Source organism: Clostridium cellulovorans 743B, from assembly GCF_000145275.1.
In the GTDB taxonomy this organism is placed as follows: domain Bacteria; phylum Bacillota; class Clostridia; order Clostridiales; family Clostridiaceae; genus Clostridium_K; species Clostridium_K cellulovorans.
Map to the genome: position 1 here is coordinate 1,311,853 of NC_014393.1, position 16,992 is coordinate 1,328,844.

Annotated in this window: 19 protein-coding genes; 14 read left to right on the forward strand and 5 right to left on the reverse strand. The window is 30.8% G+C overall.

All coding sequences use genetic code 11. The annotated features are described in order from the left end of the window. Positions 1–3: 3 nt before the first annotated feature. Positions 4–909 carry a LysR family transcriptional regulator gene (locus CLOCEL_RS05415; protein ID WP_010076311.1) on the reverse strand — a complete coding sequence of 302 codons (906 nt, stop codon included), beginning with the start codon at positions 907–909 and terminating at the stop codon, positions 4–6. Positions 910–1,108: 199 nt separating this feature from the next. Here CLOCEL_RS05415 and CLOCEL_RS05420 point away from each other — a divergent pair, with 199 nt between their 5' ends. The 3 genes from CLOCEL_RS05420 to CLOCEL_RS05430 all read left to right on the forward strand — a co-directional run bounded on the left by CLOCEL_RS05420 (position 1,109) and on the right by CLOCEL_RS05430 (position 2,800). Beyond that, on the forward strand, positions 1,109–1,483 hold the full coding sequence (locus CLOCEL_RS05420) for an ArsR/SmtB family transcription factor (RefSeq protein WP_010076310.1): 375 nt from the start codon (positions 1,109–1,111) through the stop codon (positions 1,481–1,483). Between the two features lie 3 nt (positions 1,484–1,486). Then, a complete protein-coding gene (locus tag CLOCEL_RS05425) occupies positions 1,487–1,852 on the forward strand; it encodes a NifB/NifX family molybdenum-iron cluster-binding protein (RefSeq protein ID WP_010076309.1) in 366 nt (121 codons plus the stop codon). A 273-nt stretch (positions 1,853–2,125) separates the two neighbouring features. Next, positions 2,126–2,800 (forward strand): HAD family hydrolase, encoded by a 675-nt coding sequence (locus tag CLOCEL_RS05430; RefSeq protein WP_010076308.1) that lies wholly within the window; start codon positions 2,126–2,128, stop codon positions 2,798–2,800. Here CLOCEL_RS05430 and CLOCEL_RS05435 read toward each other — a convergent pair. Next, positions 2,766–3,611 (reverse strand): aminoglycoside 6-adenylyltransferase, encoded by an 846-nt coding sequence (locus CLOCEL_RS05435; RefSeq protein WP_010076307.1) that lies wholly within the window; start codon positions 3,609–3,611, stop codon positions 2,766–2,768. The genes CLOCEL_RS05430 and CLOCEL_RS05435 overlap by 35 nt on opposite strands. Before the next feature lie 238 nt (positions 3,612–3,849). Here CLOCEL_RS05435 and CLOCEL_RS05440 point away from each other — a divergent pair, with 238 nt between their 5' ends. From CLOCEL_RS05440 to CLOCEL_RS05455, 4 genes are all read left to right on the forward strand, one after another. Continuing rightward, complete coding sequence (locus tag CLOCEL_RS05440; protein ID WP_010076306.1) at positions 3,850–4,314, forward strand: NUDIX domain-containing protein; 465 nt, start codon at positions 3,850–3,852, stop codon at positions 4,312–4,314. A gap of 49 nt (positions 4,315–4,363) precedes the next feature. After that, a complete protein-coding gene (locus CLOCEL_RS05445; protein WP_010076305.1) occupies positions 4,364–4,897 on the forward strand; it encodes a CDP-alcohol phosphatidyltransferase family protein in 534 nt (177 codons plus the stop codon). 14 nt (positions 4,898–4,911) lie between these two features. After that, positions 4,912–5,409: a P-loop NTPase family protein gene (locus CLOCEL_RS05450; protein ID WP_010076304.1), complete on the forward strand. Its 498-nt coding sequence runs from the start codon at positions 4,912–4,914 to the stop codon at positions 5,407–5,409. A gap of 343 nt (positions 5,410–5,752) precedes the next feature. Next, a complete protein-coding gene (locus CLOCEL_RS05455) occupies positions 5,753–7,111 on the forward strand; it encodes a DUF6271 family protein (protein ID WP_242655225.1) in 1,359 nt (452 codons plus the stop codon). A 269-nt stretch (positions 7,112–7,380) separates the two neighbouring features. Here CLOCEL_RS05455 and CLOCEL_RS05460 read toward each other — a convergent pair whose 3' ends face one another. Next, positions 7,381–7,734: a response regulator gene (locus CLOCEL_RS05460; protein WP_010076302.1), complete on the reverse strand. Its 354-nt coding sequence runs from the start codon at positions 7,732–7,734 to the stop codon at positions 7,381–7,383. A 380-nt stretch (positions 7,735–8,114) separates the two neighbouring features. Continuing rightward, entirely contained in the window at positions 8,115–8,675 is a 561-nt protein-coding gene (locus CLOCEL_RS05465) for a DUF6143 family protein (protein WP_010076301.1), read from the reverse strand. Between the two features lie 345 nt (positions 8,676–9,020). Between CLOCEL_RS05465 and CLOCEL_RS05470 the strand changes: the two genes are divergently transcribed. The 4 genes from CLOCEL_RS05470 to CLOCEL_RS05485 all read left to right on the forward strand — a co-directional run bounded on the left by CLOCEL_RS05470 (position 9,021) and on the right by CLOCEL_RS05485 (position 13,110). Further along, positions 9,021–9,458 carry a MarR family winged helix-turn-helix transcriptional regulator gene (locus CLOCEL_RS05470; protein ID WP_010076300.1) on the forward strand — a complete coding sequence of 146 codons (438 nt, stop codon included), beginning with the start codon at positions 9,021–9,023 and terminating at the stop codon, positions 9,456–9,458. Between the two features lie 311 nt (positions 9,459–9,769). After that, positions 9,770–11,140 carry an MATE family efflux transporter gene (locus tag CLOCEL_RS05475; protein ID WP_010076299.1) on the forward strand — a complete coding sequence of 457 codons (1,371 nt, stop codon included), beginning with the start codon at positions 9,770–9,772 and terminating at the stop codon, positions 11,138–11,140. A gap of 268 nt (positions 11,141–11,408) precedes the next feature. Continuing rightward, a complete protein-coding gene (locus tag CLOCEL_RS05480; RefSeq protein ID WP_010076298.1) occupies positions 11,409–11,942 on the forward strand; it encodes a sigma-70 family RNA polymerase sigma factor in 534 nt (177 codons plus the stop codon). A 37-nt stretch (positions 11,943–11,979) separates the two neighbouring features. After that, positions 11,980–13,110, forward strand: coding sequence for a DUF4179 domain-containing protein (locus CLOCEL_RS05485; RefSeq protein WP_242655226.1), 1,131 nt, complete (start codon positions 11,980–11,982; stop codon positions 13,108–13,110). A 195-nt stretch (positions 13,111–13,305) separates the two neighbouring features. On the opposite strand, the gene CLOCEL_RS05490 is transcribed toward CLOCEL_RS05485, so the two are convergent. Beyond that, the gene (locus tag CLOCEL_RS05490; protein ID WP_010076296.1) at positions 13,306–13,692 is read right to left on the reverse strand and encodes a VOC family protein; all 387 of its coding nucleotides are present in this window, start codon (positions 13,690–13,692) and stop codon (positions 13,306–13,308) included. Between the two features lie 260 nt (positions 13,693–13,952). Between CLOCEL_RS05490 and CLOCEL_RS22730 the strand changes: the two genes are divergently transcribed. From CLOCEL_RS22730 to glgX, 3 genes are all read left to right on the forward strand, one after another. Then, a complete protein-coding gene (locus CLOCEL_RS22730; RefSeq protein ID WP_010076295.1) occupies positions 13,953–14,099 on the forward strand; it encodes a hypothetical protein in 147 nt (48 codons plus the stop codon). A gap of 104 nt (positions 14,100–14,203) precedes the next feature. Then, on the forward strand, positions 14,204–14,773 hold the full coding sequence (locus CLOCEL_RS05495) for a DJ-1/PfpI family protein (protein ID WP_010076294.1): 570 nt from the start codon (positions 14,204–14,206) through the stop codon (positions 14,771–14,773). A 136-nt stretch (positions 14,774–14,909) separates the two neighbouring features. Further along, complete coding sequence (gene glgX, locus CLOCEL_RS05500) at positions 14,910–16,985, forward strand: glycogen debranching protein GlgX (protein WP_010076293.1); 2,076 nt, start codon at positions 14,910–14,912, stop codon at positions 16,983–16,985. The last annotated feature ends 7 nt before the right edge of the window (positions 16,986–16,992 follow it).

Consider the following 16,992-nt stretch of genomic DNA (forward strand, 5'->3'; position numbering starts at 1 on the left):
TTTTTACAAGTTATCTGGGGATAAAACTAAATCCACAAAGGCATTGGCAGCATGAGAAAGTGGAATATTCTTAAGTTTTACCATGCCTATTGCTCGGTGAGGAATCGCTGGCAATAGGTTTCTTGCAAAAACAGTTTCATTATCAACCATAGGCTCTACAAACTCCATTATTACAAAAGCAACGCCTAAATTTATCTTAGCAAATTTTATTAGCAAATCAGTACTATCAAGTTCTATTGTAGGAGTCAATGTTAAGTTATTTTTCTTTGCATACTGATCTAACAAATTTCTTGTATTGCTGGATTTCTCTAGCATCAATAATGGGTACATCTCTAAAGTTTTTATATCAAATTCCCCATTAAAAAGTTCTTTAAATTTAGTTCCAAAAACAAGGCAATCATGAATAGGAATAGACTTGATAATATCAATATTTTCATCAAGTGGGATAGGTAAATTCACAAAGCCTAAATCTATGACTCCTTTTTTTAACAGCTCAAGAGTTTCCTTTGTGGTTCTATTAATTACCTTTATCTTAATTTTGCTATGAAGATCGTTATATTTATCTAAGTAGGGTAACAAAAAGCCACTTATTATGGAATCACTGGCACCGATATTCACTTCGCCCGAATCTAAATGAATCAATTCTTCGTATTTTTGCTCTGCTGTATCGATAAGGATCATAGCTTTGCTTAAATATGAATAAAAAATTTCTCCTTCACTGGTAAGCCTAACGCCCTTTGGATAACGAATAAATAGGATGCAGCCTAGTTTTTCTTCTAATGCTTTTATTGCCATACTGATGGTAGGCTGAGTTACAAATAATTCTTCAGCTGCTTTGGTAATGCTGTTATACTTAGCTACTGTACAAAATATTTTATAGGAATCTAGTGAAATATTATATCTACTCATCTTAAAACCTCGAATATAAATTTTATTTATGGATTATATAAATAATATCAATTCTATTTATATGAAGCAACATAATGCAATGGGAAATAAGAAGTGTTACCATCATAAGAAGAATTAAATTAATAATAACTTATTGATATATTAGGTTAAGTAATATATAATTTAGTTAAGTGATTACTTAAGTAAAATGGAGGCTTCGATGGAACAAATAGTGAAAGTGTTTAAAGCATTAGGCGATGAAACACGATTAAAAATTTTAATAATTGTGTCAAAAAGAAATATATGTGCAAAAGGGATTGCAAGACATTTAAATATATCCGAAGCAGCAGTATCTCAGCATATAAAAATTCTTAAGGATGCAGGAATAATCGTTGGAGAGAAAAATGGATATTTCGTAAATTATAAACTTCAAAAGTCTGTATTTTTAGATCTGAAAAAATTTATTGATGAAGCCTCTAATGATTTTCATTTAAGCTACTTTAACATTAATGAAAGCTCTTTTGATATTTGTAACAAGTCATGCCAGCGAAAGAAAACTAAATGTTGTGAGAAAATAAAATTTGAAGGAGAATGAAAAATGAAAATTTGTATTCCATTAAAAGAGGATAAAGGATTAGAAAGTATACCATATAACCACTTTGGTTCTGCGCCAATATTTATGATTTACGATAGCGAAAATGCAGAAGTAAAAGTTATTCCAAATAGTGATCTTAATCATCAGCATGGAATGTGTCACCCAGAAAAAGCACTAGGGGGAGAAAAGGTAGATGCAATACTGGTAGGTGGTATTGGTGCAGGAGCATTAAGCAAATTACAAGCTAAAGAAATTAGAGTATATAAAGTTGATGATAGTACTGTTCTAAATAACATTAACTTGCTAAAAGAAAATAAGCTAACTGAGTTTTCAGTAAATCATAGTTGTAATCATGATTGTGCACACTAAAATTTAATTTGTTATTTTTAAAAAAGATAGGTTAAAAACTATCTTTTTTATTTTTAAGCATTTTATATAGATGTTATGATTACAAATTTACGTTTATTTTATCAACATTACATGGATTTAATATAGAAATATTATGAGAGCTTATATAATTTTTAATTTATCAAACTAGATATAAAAGTTACTTATGGATTATATAAATAATATCAATTTTATTTATATGGGGCGACATAATATAATAGCTATTAGAAAATATTTAGCTAGGGGGAATTAAAGTTGAAAGATTATAAATATATACTATTCGATTTAGATGGGACGTTAACAGATTCTAAGGTTGGGATAGCAAAATCCATAAAGTATGCCTTAGCTAAATATAATATAGAAGTAGAGAACTTAGAGTCTTTGGAGTCGTTTGTAGGACCGCCATTAATGGAGAGTTTTAAAGAACACTATTCTTTTAATGATGAGAAAAGTAGAGAGGCTCTTGAATATTATAGAGAGTATTTTTCGAAAAAAGGAATCTTTGAAAATGAAGTGTATCCAGAAATTCAAAGCTTATTAGAGAAGCTAAAGATGAAAGGTAAAATCCTAATTGTTGCTACATCCAAACCGACTATATACGCAGAAAAAATACTTAAGTATTTCAATTTAGAAGGATATTTTGACTTTATTGTAGGTAGTAATCTTGATGGCACAAGAAGTTCTAAGTCAGAAGTGATAAGTTATATTATTTCAGAATTAAATATCAAAGATTTAGGTAAGGTAGTTATGATTGGTGATAGGAAGCACGATGTAATTGGCGGAACTAAAAACCATATCCATACAATTGCCGTTACCTATGGATATGGTTCCTATGAAGAGTTAAAAGAAGCTAAGCCTACATACTTTGCTAATACACCTAAGGAGATACTTGATATTATTCGAAATCCTCAGAAGCCATTCTCTTATTAAAGTATGAAATCACTTGGTCAGCTATTGTATCAGGATAATCAATACCTTTTGTTTTGCAAGTTTCTTTTGCGTCATCTCTGAATAGAATCATACTACTTTTTATGGCAGCTTCTAAATCACTGAAATTTGCATTTGCAAAATATGATGTTAAGTGTTGTTGCTTTTCCTCAGGAAGGCAATGTTTTACTTTGCTTTCCCAGGAACCCCAGTCTAAGGTATCATATTGGCTTAGTAATAAATCTATATGTGAATGAAACAATATATCGATATTTTTTAGTAATTTAAATATATCCTTTCGCTTAAAATATTTTATAAGCATCTCTGTATGAAACCAATATGTATCCATAGCTCTTACTGGGTCAGGGATATAATTTTCTGTACTATAACCTCTAGCGAGAAACTCAGCTACCTCTCCAGTTCTATCAAAAATTATATTATCTTTTGTGCAACCTTTGCAGTGCTGTCTACACATCCATTCCTCAGGATAATCAGCGTTAATTATAAAAAAATCAAGCTGATGCAAGTTAGTCCCTAAGCGAATTACACTACAATAATTTTTGAAGTGAGCATCATTAAAGTCTTCACCCCAGAAAATTAAAAGTTCATCAGAAGCTTCAGCAAAAATCTTTGGAATATCTGCTGCAAATTCTTCAAAGTCTTTATCTGACACCAAAAAAACAGGATCATAATCGGAATAAATATCTTCTGACCCTCTACTTATAGAGCCATAGTGCCAGCCACCCTTGCAGCGGTTATCTTCTTTCAATATTTCTACTACTCTTTCAAAAGCTAACTCTAAATCTTTGTGCATAATCAACTCTCCCCTCAATACGTATATTAATATATTACTACTTTAAGCATTGAAAGTGTTGTGGTTTTTTTACTGGAAATTATAATGATTTTATATAGTAGAATACCTTATTTGCATAAATCGGTATTTCTATTGGTGTGTAGGAATTTATTTGGATTAGTGTTAATATTAACATATAAGCATTTATTTGAATTACTATTAGCGTTAATATATAAGGCACTGAAGGGATCATGATAAAATGATTATAGTTGAGAATAAAAGTGGACATCAATTATTGGAATTCATACAGATTTCAGAAGAAGCGTTATTGCAAAGCAGTGATTACAAACCAATTACTGGAGCTTTTGCATTTATAAAGTGTAAAGATAAGTATTTAGTAGCATATAACAAATGGCGAAAGCAATGGGAGTTCCCAGCTGGTAAAATAGAAGAAGGTGAAACCCCTAAGGCGTGCGCATATAGAGAATTGTTTGAGGAAACAAATCAAAAGGTAAATAACCTTCAGTACAAAGGACTATTTAAGATATATGATAAAAATAAACAACAGATTAGATATAGAGCTACATATTTTGCTGAAATAGATGAAATAAGAACCTTTGCAGAAAACGAAGAGATGAATGAAATTCTTCTTTGGGACTTAAAAACTGATATTGGATATTTTGATGAAGTGGACAAAAGAATGTTAGAGCTGATTCTTATATAAATATTAGGATGTGTTTTAAATATAATCCTTTAATTTGCGAGGAAATATAATGAAAAGTATACCAAATACCCTATCTATATTAAGGATTTTAATATCTATAATCCTATTATTTTTAAAACCCACAACCACATTGTTTTTGCTTGTATATTCTGTTTGCGGCTTTACCGACATTATGGATGGATATATAGCAAGAAGAACTAATTCTGCAAGTAATTTTGGTTCAAAACTTGATAGTCTTGCTGATATTGTTTTTATGGGGGCTGTTATTGTTGTTTTTTTACCAATATTATTGATTCCAATTAAGCTATTAATGTGGATAATAGTGATTGCTTTTGTTAGAATTGCTTCACTATTGGTGGTGTATTTTAAATATCATGCATTTGCTATACTTCATACGTATGCTAATAAGGCAACTGGCCTTTCTCTATTTTGTTTCCCATATTTATATATGGCTGTTGATATAAATATTTTAGGATTTATAATTTGTACTATTGCAAGTGTAGCTGCAATTGAAGAATTGGTGATAAATATAACTTCAAAAGAATTATCAAGGGATATTAAAGGAGTATTTAAAAAACCTTAACTAAGGAGATACCAATGAGTAAAATTTATATAATCGGAATAGTAGCTAGCGGAAAAACTACATTGGCTAGAAGGGTGTCACAAGAATTGAATATACCTCATCATGAATTAGACTGCATTGTATGGAATGAAACTGATGCGGGACGATTTAAACGAACTCCAGAAGAACAAGTGGAAGTTATTGAGGATATCGATAGAATCGGTGCTTGGATTATTGAGGGTACATATAGATCAAGCTGTCATTGTTTATTTGACATGGCAGATAAAATAATTTTTCTTGATACACCTCTCTGGAAGCGAAGATATCGTATTTTATCGAGATTTATTAAGCAGCAATTGGGTATTGAAAAATGCCATTACAAGTCAAACTTAGAGATGTTAAGAGCCATGTACAAGTGGACATCAGATTTTGAGAAAGACAGGCCGGAATTTGAAAATAGGTTGAAGCCATATATGGATAAAGTGGTTATTATAAAAGATTCATCTAGTTTAAATATTAATTTGCTAGGATAGTCATAGGAAAAAGTAGTGTTAAATAAAAAGTTATAAAAATAAATGTATAAACTCCAGCAGTATAAACCTATTGAGGTCATACGGCTGGAGTATTTTATTTAGCTAATTCTAATAGATGAGAATAGTATTTGTTTAATGTCCTTTTAATCAGAATGAAAGTGTTGATGAAGCTGATAGGTCAAGAGTAGAGGACATTGAAAGCATGGTGATGCCTTAAATAGGTATTATGATAATTTTGTACAATAAAATATTAATATTAACATATAAGTGTTTTTCTAAATTACTGGTAATATTAATATATAATTACAAAGGAATATAATAAAATTTACTAATGAAATGGAGAATGTCAAAAGTGAGTGTTTTTGCGATTCCAACAAATAGAATAATTGATACTGCAGTTATTTCTGCATCTAATGAAATATACGCAGCAAAAGAATATATTAATGAGGATATAAAATTAGTTATTGTGGACAATAGTACAAGTAGTATACTGGAGCATAATACTAAGTTTTTAAAAGATTTTAGCAATATTTCACATATGAAAATAATGCATTTAACCTTAGAGAATCAAATAAAAATTATAAAAGAAATTTCCATAATAAGTGGAGTGGAATTGGATGAATTAATGGATCTCCTGTTACCTAAGGGCTGTGATTATGGAAGAATATCAAATATGATATATTTAATTGTTACAATGCTGGGAAGCGATGTTTTCTTTCGTAGAGATTCGGACTGTAATGTTAGAAAGATTCCTAAAGATCAATATCCAATTTTACAAGAGGTTAAGTATTTAGGCAAAAAAATAAATACAGTAAAAAAACATTTAAGCAATTCTATCATTGCAGATTCATTTGGTAAAGAAGAGATATTAGTTGTTGGCGGTGATTACTTTGGTGAATGGAACCTAGATGTAAAGGATCTAAAAGATAGAGATGAAAACATTATAAGAAATTTGGTTAAGTTAAATGATATTGAAGAAGCGTTAATAGACGATTATATTGAAGTAAAATATTCAGAGATGATTAATAAAAATGCTGAAAAGCCTGTATTAATATCTGTTTATAATCAAAAAGGACCTAATAAGTTTTTGTCAAAAGAGATACATCGATATCCAGAGTGTGGTAACATTTCAATGAAAGATGTATTTAAGTGGATTCCAAGCTTTGTTGGGTTAAATGGAATTGCCTTTGATTATAATACTCAGCAACTAAGCTCATTTCTAAAAGTACCTATTTTGTATCATTGTAATAAAATTAATCATGACTATGATAATGGAAGGAAGGAAATAGAGGCTTTGAAACCATATTGGAAAGGTATAATAAAGCAAAATGATCTTAGCTTGCTCACTACAAAATTTAGCCATAAGCTATTTGATAAATTAAGTTTCAATAATAAAATTAGTAATTTTAATCAGATGAAAAAATTAGCAAACAAAGATATACCTGATTTTTTTGAAGAATCTTTTTATAGTATTAGTACAAAAGAAAGAATTGACAGAATTGATGCACTTATAAATGATGTATTGTTATCATCAAAAATTGATAAGTATAAAGTTATAGCAGAATATTTATCGGAAAATAAATTCGATATACTTGACGAGTTAAATAATGATTACCATAAAAGTGTAAAGCTTCATCGATTATGGCCTAAAATAATGGAGGCTTCTACATATGTATTAAAGAAAGGAATGTTATTAAAATAATACATTGAGATTAGAGGTTAAAAGAGTGAAGTGTATAAAAAGGTGTCTTAATGCAAAAATAATAAACACATAATAGACTAATTGAGAAGTAAACTGTACTCTGTAGGAGAGACACAAAAAATAGATTGTGTAGCTTACAGGATACAGTTTATTCTTTTGCTAAGTAAGCCTATTGAGTTGTGTTGACAGAATATAAAAGTCGCGAAGGTTATCTGCTTTAGTTTATTATATAAGAAAATATTTCCTAATAATTAAAAATGATAATATATTTAAATGTTGTTTAAGGTTTTGATTACATGATCCTCTTGAAAAGGCTTAACCAAAAAGGATTTTGCACCAATACTTATAGCCTTTTTTACATTAGATTCTTGCCCCATAGCTGAAACCATAACTACTTTGGAGTTTGGGTCAAGGTTTCTTATTTCCTGTAATGCTGCTAAACCATCCATTTGCGGCATTGTAATGTCTAAGGTTACAATGTCAGGATGTAATTTTTCATATGCTTTTACTGCCTCGGCGCCATTGCCAGCTTCTCCGACTACTTCAAATTGATGCTTTTCTAAAATGTTTTTAAGCATTACTCTCATAAAAAGAGCGTCATCAACTATAAGAACTTTTTTCATTTTTACACCTCATTCATATAGAGTTATTGCATAGAAGGAATTAAATACAAGGACCTGTAAATATATTTCCACTATATTATTTGATTTGCTATTATATATTAGATATCTACAGTTAAAAGAAAAATTATACCTATTATTTTTGTGTTCTATCAGAGATATATGTATATAAGCTTTGATAAAAGTTCTTCAGCAGGTATGTTCATTTTTCAATATGCTATAGAGGTTTAATGAAGTCTAAATAATGGAACCTATATATAACTTATAAAGTTTCGTGGCTATTGCACAGAATTTCAACTGTAGCTTCATTATTAAATGTATATAAAAAACATATAAAGACTGCAACGATAAATTAATAAATAAGGTTACAGTCTTTGAAAATATTAGGAATCAATTTTTTCTTCGTACCAACCGAAGGCAACAGTACCAGCGGTAAGTGTATGCGGTGTTGATGGAGCTGACAAGGAAATAATAAATGATCCACCAGGAGGAAAAATAAATTTGCCATCTTCTTCGTCGGCAACTGTAGAGGAAGCAGGAACGAGTCTATCATAAGCATTAACCCCGCCTGTAGGTGAGCCATTAACATTGCCTGCAGAAAACAATCTTACTCTTGGTTTTGGCGGAGGAGAAATAGTTGTGTTGGCAGGAGTCACTAATGGTGATTCTACAGGACATCCTTTTGGAACAGCATTAAACCATATTTCTGCTAGTAAAGGTGGGCCGCCTAGGTTTGTTGCAGTCCATACATAAAGGTGGAGATTGACACCAGAATTTCTAGGATTTATGAGGCCTGCCCAAGCACTTTTACCGCGACCAAAGGCAATGTTATCTGCGGAGCCTACAAAGTATTTTCCTTGGAGTGAAAGGTATAAAGGATAAGGTATGGTAGTTATTTCAGGGATTAAATTTGTTAAGCCAGGCGTATTTTTTAAATTACTCATTAGTTTCATCTCCATATTGATAGCTATAATCTTTTTTTAGATATAGCATAATTTATATTTTTATCTTATATTAATATATAATTGAAAAATTACTAATGTTACGATTGTTACGGTAAAGTTAATATTTATAAAATATGATGCTCTTTGATTATATGATATTACCGTGATATATTAGTTCATAGGCTACATATTACAGTGGTTGCTTTGAATATAAAATCAAAAAGATTATCATGATATGTTACTCCATAGTCAATGAGATAGAATTTGTTTTTTCCATTACTAGCATTGCAAAAGAATTTTAATGGTGTTATTCTTATATAAGAAACAGTTAGGAGGCTAACTATTATGCTACAAAAACCAGAAATATTTATTGAGTATTGGATTAATAATCTTGGAAGGGCCTTGAATAAGGTTTCAGATAAAAAACTTCATAAGTATGGAATTACATCTTCACAAGCTGCTGTTTTATATCAACTTTGGAGTAAGGAAGGACTTACTCAAAAGGAGATTCAAGAAAGCTTAAATTTGACTGCTGCCTCAGTTTCAGGACATGTGGAAACTTTGCTAAGTAAGGAACTTATATATAGACAGCAAGATAACGAGGATTATAGGTGTAAGAGATTATATCTCACAGAAAAAGGCAAGGAACTTAGAATGTGCAGTTTAGAAACAATAAGAGAAATTGAAGATGCTCTTTCTGTTGGGTTTTCTGAGGAAGAAAAAGTAATTTTCACAATATGGTTGAAGAAGGTATACAACAATATCAAAGCTATAAATACATAGGATTAATAAAGAAAGTGTGTATTTTTTTTGACAAAATACTTAGGTAACTAACTAAAATGACATGTCGAATATACTTCCTAGGTAATTTGTTATCTTTTTTATGAATCCAGGTTTTATAGAAAGTTATTTAATTAAGTGACGAAATTTTAATAGGATAATCTAGCTGCTTAAAACAAATAAATAGATTAAAAGGAAAGCTGTATTCAAAAGTAGTCTTTTCTATGAAGCTATGTAGTCAAAGTAAAAAAATAAGTCGGTGCAAAGAATTTAATGTTCTTATCACTAGATATATAGGAAAGGAAGTAAGTAATATGGACGAATCAAAAGATTTAGGTACGAAAAATATAGGGTCACTTCTTTGGAAATTTTCTATACCAGCGGTTATAGGAATGATGGTAAATGCCTTATACAGTCTTGTTGACAGAATATTTATCGGTAGAGGCGTAGGCTCCATGGCACTTTCAGGAGTAGCAGTAACTTTTCCTATTACTAATATAATTATGGGAGTAGGACTATTCGTTGGTGCAGGCTCTGCTGCGGTAGTCTCTATAAAATTGGGACAGAAAAAGCTCAAGGAAGCTGAGAAAATTGTAGGGAATGCTTTTATTCTTACTATTATATTATCATTGATTGTTACAGTTGTTGGAATTATATTTTTAGACCCAATATTAAAATTATTTGGTGCCAGTGCAGAGACTATGCCTTATGCAAAGCAATTTGCTAGAATATTATTATTAGGTGTAGTTCTTCAAAATATAGGATTTGGTTTAAATCCTATAATCCGTTCAGAAGGTGACCCAAAGACTGCTATGAAAACTATGCTTATAGGTGCTGTACTAAACTTTATAATGAATCCTATATTCATTTTTATATTTAAGTTTGGTGTAGTTGGATCAGCAATGGCAACTATTATTTCACAGGCAGTTTGCTCTATCTGGATATTGAGATATTTTACAAAGGGAAAGAGTCTATTAAAGATTAAGAAAGAAAATATGAAATTAGAAAAACAAGTTGTTAAAGAAATAGTGTCCATAGGAGTGTCTCCACTTATTATGCAGGTATCAGCTAGTTTTGTTACATTTATAATCAATACAAGCCTTATTAAATATGGTGGAGATTTAGCTGTAGGAGCTTATTCACTTATAATGAGTATTGCTACATTGATAATGATGACTATGTTAGGTGTAAATCAAGGAACTCAACCTATAATTGGATATAACTACGGAGCAAAAAATATTAGTAGGGTTAAGAAAACTTTGCTAAATGGAGCTATTGTAAACACTATTATATCAACAATCGGGTGGTTATTAGTTCAATTATTCCCTGTTAAAATAATAAGTATCTTTAACTCAGCTGATACTGAACTTATAGATATGGGATCAAAGGGGCTTTCAATATTCCTATTGATGTTCTTCATGGTAGGTTCGCAGACGTTATTTGTGAATTACTTTCAATCTGTTGGAAAAGCAAAGCACTCTATGTTTATGAGTTTATTAAGACAGGTTGTAATATTAATACCTTTAGTACTTATACTTCCAAAATTCTTTGGTTTAAATGGAATATGGATTGCAGGACCAGTGTCTGACTTTATTTCATCAATAATATCTTATGTGCTTATAGCTCGTGAAATTAAGAAACTAAATGATATAAAAGATATAAGATCAGCAGAGTTAGTTGGCTAAAATAGAATAATTAAATAAAAACTAGTATCCTCAATGTTTAATTAAGGGCACTAGTTTTTTTATTTTTATAGATTCAAATATAAAGCTATCTAAAGATAATATTAAATAAAATTTGTTTACAAAGGGATAAAGTCATGAAAATTGTTTTTTACCCTTTATTAAATGATAATGGAAGAATTGTATAAAATAATATATAAGTTAATGATAGAAATAGATGTTAGTATCCGAAATAGTAAATATAAGAGCGTGTGCGAAAGGAGAAATATTGATGGATGAAGAAATCGTGGCGTTAATAAGAAAGAGAAATGAAAAAGGAATAGAGATACTTATAAATGAATATGCACCACTTATAAAAGCTATCGTAAAAAAACATCTATATAATCTTGGACAATATCATGAGGAGTGTATCAATGATGTTTATCTTGGGGTATGGAACAATATACATAGCTTTGATAAGGAGAAAAATATCCTTAAAAATTGGGTGGCTGCAATAACAAAATATAAAACTATTGATTATAAAAGAAAATATCTAAAAGACATACAGCAGGTAGATATCTCGGAGTTAAATATTGAGAGTAATTTTAATTTAGAAAAGGAAGTATTACAAGATGAGATAGCAGAGGAGACGGAACAGTTACTTAAGACACTTTCACCTAAGGATAAAGAATTATTTATAAGGCTCTTTATGGATGAAGATTCTGTTCAGGAAATAAGCAGAGATTTAAATATGAAGCCAGCGGTTCTCTACAATCGAGTATCTAGAGGAAAAAGTAAGCTAAGGAGTTTATTTTCTAGAACATAGAATTAAGGTTTTGTATTTTTTCACAACATTAGAAGAGATGGAGGTAGTTGTAGTGAAGGAAGAATATAATTTATTAAATGGAGTAGAAATAGATTTTTCTCAATATAAAGAAGAAGAAGTGGACGAGATTGAAAAGAAAAGAATGATGAAGAAGTTTAAAAAAAGTAATAAGAAGGAAGTAAAGTTCAGAAATAAAGCAATTATAACTGCAGTTGTAGCTTTATTGATAGCGGCAAATATGAGTATGACAAAGAACAATGAAAATGTATTTGGTTTTGTGGATAATTTTAAATATAGTATATCTAATTGGCTAGGACTAAAGGATGAAAACAATAAGTATACTGCTAAAATACATAAAACAGTCGAGGAAATTGGGACAAAAGTTGCTGAAGATCAAGTTGTTCCAGAAGAGTCTAAGCTAGTGCTTACGTTAAATGAATTTTTTACAGATAATAATAGGGTGGTTGTAAACTTTGATATCAACATGAATAAAAAAGAGTTGGATAATCAATGTTTTGACCTTGTACCGGATCTATATGTCAATGGTGAGGAGCGGTATAAAAATAGTATCGATAGTTTTAAGACTGTTGGACCGATGGGGTATTCTGTAAAGCTAATTAAGAAGGATGAAAATAGTGGTGAAGAAATAAATAATGTGGGTATAGAATTTTATGTAGATGGACTAAATTTGACAAAGAATGAAAATATAAAGCTAGTATTTTCTATCCTAGCTATTAAGAAGGGCATTGATGAAAAAAAATTCACATTCGATTTTAAGTATGATGTAAGTAATTATAAGAAGGATTGTAAGGTGGTTGAAGTAAATAAAACTATCAATATAAACGGAAGTACACTTCAAATAGATAAAGTTATTGTAGCACCAGATAGAATAAGTATAGAAGGAACTGAGAACGGATTTTCCAAAGCAACTAGCACATTGGATCAAATATGTTCATACGACATTTATGATCAGAATGGCCAAAGGGTTGGATTAAAACTACCTATAGGTTACGGTGCTTTTTTCCATAGAAATGGAAGTGAAATAACTAGCTTAAAGATTGTTCCATGGACATATCAACAGATAGAGACAAATAACATTAAGGTTGATGATGGCGGAAAAACAATATATATAGCAGAGGATCAAACAATATTTGTTGATCTTAAATAGCGTTAATTAGTCCACAGATTTTTGAAATATTTTCAGAAATTTGTGGACTTTTTTATTTTATTTTTAAGATCTGTTAGATAATAATATTGGAATATGGATATGCTTAAAGGATGGATGTAATTTTCCCTCCTTTTAAATTTGCAATTTAGAAATATAACGAAGTAAAATAACTTCTGATAATGCTCATTAGCTTTATCAAATTGCAATCCACCAACACACTCCAAATTTATCTATAACAGTCGCACAACATTTGCTCCATGGAACTTCCTGAATGGGATTAATAATAACACCGCCATTACTCAAAATATTAAAGGCATTACAAACCGCATCTTCGCTTCCCATTTCAAAAACATTAAACGTCATAGTTTCCCATTTCATTTTGTGAACTATGTTTATATCACAAGGATTTGCCGCTTCACTTAATGCTAAAAATCCTTCACCATCTACAGATAATTCACAGTGTGCATAAGCAGTTTTATCATCATTTCTCACTTCAAATGTAATTTCTGCACCAAAAGCTTTGCAATACATTTCTGCCGCTTCAAAACTATTTTTCACATAAACTTGAGTATAGTTTTTCATATTTTCCCTCACAAACCCAATACAAATAATTTATAGTTCGCTTTATATAACTATTGCGAACCATTGATAATGGTAATATTATACATCATATATTTGCTTAATATCAATATCTTTGTCTAACAGAGCTTATTTTTAAAATGGTATAAATAATGAAATTTATAAAAAGAGAAAACGTATTCTGAAATTAAATTGTTAATAATTAGTAAAAACCAGCATTTTTATACTGTCTAGTAAATATATTAACCCTGTAGGGAGTTGCGGTGATTATAGATTTTCAAACCTTTGAAGAAGCTAAAAGTAGGATTAGAAAATCTAAAGAGCATCCCGAAATCAAAGGAATTAACTTTGAGGAAAAATTAATGACAGGAGGGAATTACATAATGGTAAAAAGGTTTTACAGCGGCTAGGTTAACAGATTCATTGAAAAAGTGTTGTAGTTAATCTAGAGAATTAAAGTTAACATACAATTCTTCAAAGGCTTAATAAAAGATTTATGTTTGGAGGACAAATAATGAAGCTAGTAGGAAAAAAAATTGCTGTGCTTATAGAAAGTGATTACTTTGAAAAGGAAATCTTCTATTACCAGTTTAGATTTTTAGAAGAAGGCGCAGAATTACATTTTCTAACACGTCTTTGGGGGCAAAAGCAGTTAGAATTTAAAGGCCATGAATATCAAGTGCCATTTACTTGTAGTGAAAGCTTTGAAGACATCAGTGATGAAGAATTAAGCAGTTATGATGCGATTATCATTCCTTCGGGGATTGTTTCAGATAGATTGAGATATACAGAGGATATAAAGAAAACTCCTTTGGCATCAGATTTTATGAAAAGAGCCTTCGAAAATAAAAATATCTTAAAAGGGATAATCTGCCATGGTATGTGGTTAATGTCTCCTGTTATTGAAGTAATTGAAGGTAGAAATGTTACAGTCCACAACAACTTAATATCCGATGCGAAGAATTACCACTTAAATTATGTTGACGAAGATGTGGTGGTGGATGGTGATCTTGTAACCGGTAGAACTGGTGGTCACTGTCATCTTTTCGCGGCTAAAATAATTGAAATGCTAAGTTTTAAATAAGTTTCATTTAAAAGTAATTCCAAATAATTTTGTTTTAAAGTGGTTGCACATAAGTTTTGGTTAAAAGAGATTTTAAGTAAGCTTTTATTTAAAATGAATTTCAAAGCAAGTTCATAAGGAGAGGAATATTACAGTTATGGAATATGAAATCGACAAAGGGTTTCAATATCCTTTTGGAGCAACGGTTAGGGAGGATGGAGTAAATTTTTCAGTTTTTTCTGAGAATGCTTCTTCAGTAGAATTACTGTTATTTAACTCCAATACGGATATTAAGCCTTTTCAAATAATAACTTTAGATAATAAGAATAATAAGACTTTTTCCGTGTGGCATGTTTTTGTTAAAGGGCTTAAACCTGGTGTCTTTTATGGTTACCGTGTTGATGGACCACAAAACGTTAATGAGGGTCACAGATTCAATAAAAATAAAGTTTTGATTGATCCTTATGCTAAAGGTAATTGTAATGATTTATGGGATCGAGGAAGAGCTTGTGATACTAATGATAACCTTGATGTATCTATGAGAAGTGTTGTAATAGATGTGGATACCTATGACTGGGAAGATGATCAGTTAGTTAACATACCTATGAAGGACACGATGATTTATGAAATGCATGTTAGAGGTTTTACTAAATCTGAAACATCAAAGGTAGAAAATCCAGGGACATTTCTTGGCATAATAGAAAAAATTCCTTATCTCAAAGATTTAGGAATCAATGCAGTAGAATTATTGCCAGTGTTTGAATTTGATGAAAAGGAAGTTTTAAAGGTTACTGAAGAGAGAAAAAAGCTAGTTAATTATTGGGGCTACAGTACTATGGGTTTTTTTGCACCTACATCAAATTATTGTGTAAATCCTGAGTTTGGTAAGCACTTAAATGAATTCCGAGACATGGTTAAAGCTTTGCATAAGGCTGGAATTCAAGTGATTCTTGATGTTGTCTTTAATCATAGCAATGAAGGTAATGATAAGGGGCCAGTAATTAATTTCAAAGGTTTAGATAACAGCATTTATTATTACCTAAATCAAGATTCAAAGGAATATTATTTTGATTATTCTGGTTGTGGCAATACCATGAACTGTAATCATCCAATCATGCAAAAATTTATAATTGATTGCTTAGAATTTTGGGTAGAAAAAATGCATGTTGATGGTTTCAGGTTTGATGAAGGGTCTATCTTATCTAGAGGCGAAGATGGCACTCCGTTAAAGCACCCTCCAGTATTGTGGGGAATAGAATTATCCGAAAAACTAGCCAACGCAAAGCTTATTGCAGAAGTGTGGGATGCTGGTGGTTTAATAGAACAAGGAAATTTCTCGGGATATAGGTGGGCAGAATGGAATGGTAGATTCCGTGATGATGTAAGACGTTTTGTAAGAAGTGATCCAGGCCTTGTTGGAGCTGTGGCAAACAGAATAGCTGGTAGTGCTGATGTATTCCAAGCAAATAGACATAGTCCACTTAACAATATAAATTTTGTGTGCTGTCATGATGGTTTTACTATGATGGATCTTGTTTCTTATAACAATAAGCACAACGAAGCTAATGGAGAAAACAATAATGATGGGATAAATGAAAATTTTAGCTGGAATTGTGGTGTTGAGGGGGAAACCGATAATCAAGAGATTTTAAAGCTTAGAAAGCAACAGGTTAAAAATTACCTTGCCATTTTATATATTTCTATAGGGATTCCTATGTTACTATCAGGTGATGAATTTGGTAGAACCCAAAAAGGTAATAACAACGCTTATTGTCAAGACAATGAAATCAATTGGAACAACTGGGACATTGCTGAAGAAAACAGTGATTTAGTAAGGTTTGTACAACAGATGATTCTATTTAGAAGGAATAATTCCGCTCTAAGAAGAGATTCGTTCTTTACAAGCGAAATTAACGAAAGGGGACTAGCTGATATAACCTGGCATGGAACAAAGGTAAATTCTCCAGGGTGGAATGATCCAGAGGCAAGAGTTTTAGCTTTTACTATTGGAGCTTTTGAAGAAGATCAGCCAGACATACACGTGATGATGAATATGTATTGGGAAACACTTGAATTTGAAATCCCTGATGTCCAGGGGCGACGTTGGTATAGAGTTGTTGATACTGCATTGCCTTCACCAAGTGACATAATCGAGAAGGGTAAGGAATTGCTTATAACTGACGGCAATTTCAAGGTGTTACCAAGAAGTATTGTAATATTAATTTCAAAATAAGGTATGT